Consider the following 1,311-nt stretch of genomic DNA (forward strand, 5'->3'; position numbering starts at 1 on the left):
CCAGCAGGCTATTCCGGCCGTCGATTATCTCGCCAAGGAAGAAGGCGTCGAGCGCTGGGTTCTCGCCGGCACCGACTATGTTTACCCGCAGACCACTAACAAGATCCTGAAAGCCTATCTCAACGCCAAAGGCGTCAAGGATGAGGATATCATGATCAACTACACGCCATTCGGCCAGTCCGATTGGCAGACGATCGTCTCCGATATCAAGAAGTTTGGTTCCACCGGCAAGAAAACCGCCGTGGTTTCGACGATCAACGGCGATGCGAACGTGCCTTTCTACAAGGAACTCGCCAACCAGGGCATCAAGGCTGAAGACATTCCAGTCGTTGCCTTCTCGGTCGGCGAAGAAGAACTTGCCGGTCTCGACACCAAGCCGCTCGTCGGTCACCTCGCAGCCTGGAACTATTTCCAGTCGGTCGATGCGGACGCCAACGCCGAGTTCATCAAGGAGTGGCATGCCTATACGAAGAACGACAAGCGCGTGACCAACGATCCGATGGAAGCGACCTATATCGGTTTCAATATGTGGGTAAAGGCTGTTGAGGCTGCAGGTACCACGGATTCCAACGCGGTTATCGATTCAATCGTCGGCACCTCCGTTCCAAACCTTTCCGGTGGCTACGCGACGATGATGCCGAACCATCACATCACCAAGCCTGTGCTGATCGGTGAAGTGCAGGACGATGGCCAGTTCGACATCGTCTACCAGACGCCCGGACTCGTCGTGGGGGACGAATGGTCTGATTATCTTCCGGGCTCCAAAGACCTGATCTCTGACTGGCGCAAGCCCATGTCGTGCGGCAATTTCAACATTGTCAGCGGCAAGTGCGGCGGCGTTACCAACTAGGGTTCGAACTCCCAGGCTTCGGGTCCGGGGCACATCCGAAGCTGACTCCATCCCCACCTTACGTGTGGGGATGGAGTTTCCGCCGAAAATTTCAACACAGGATTGATTGATGCGATTGAACCGCCTGCTGTCCCTATTCATTTTGATGCTTGGCGTCTGTTGTCACATTGTCCAGTCCAATGCGCAGACTGTTGATGACGCGAAACTGCGGCCGCTTGTTCAGGCGCTTGCTGGTGACAATTTCGAGAACACGACCAAGGCCATCTCGGACTTGGTCAAGACCGGTGATCCCCGCGTCTCCAAAATCCTCGATGCGCTCAGTGCCGGTGATCTTTACGTGGCCAAAGCCGACAGGACTGTCTTTCTTGGCAAACGTGACGGTTCGGACTACGCCGCAACCGATCCGCTGACCGGAGCAAAACTCGATCCCGTGCCGCGCTCGGCTGCGGAAAAGATCAAGG

Annotated in this window: 1 protein-coding gene and 1 pseudogene; both read left to right on the top strand. The window is 55.8% G+C overall.

All coding sequences use genetic code 11. The features are described 5' to 3' along the window. Nucleotides 1-850: transporter substrate-binding protein (locus ACXJ5O_RS27210; protein WP_457302631.1), on the top strand; the 850-nt coding region annotated here is incomplete at its 5' end. Between the two features lie 109 nt (nt 851-959). Further along, nucleotides 960-1,311 (top strand): annotated as a pseudogene (locus tag ACXJ5O_RS27215) (urea ABC transporter permease subunit UrtB); the annotation flags it as partial.

This window comes from Phyllobacterium sp. P5_D12, assembly GCF_054049495.1.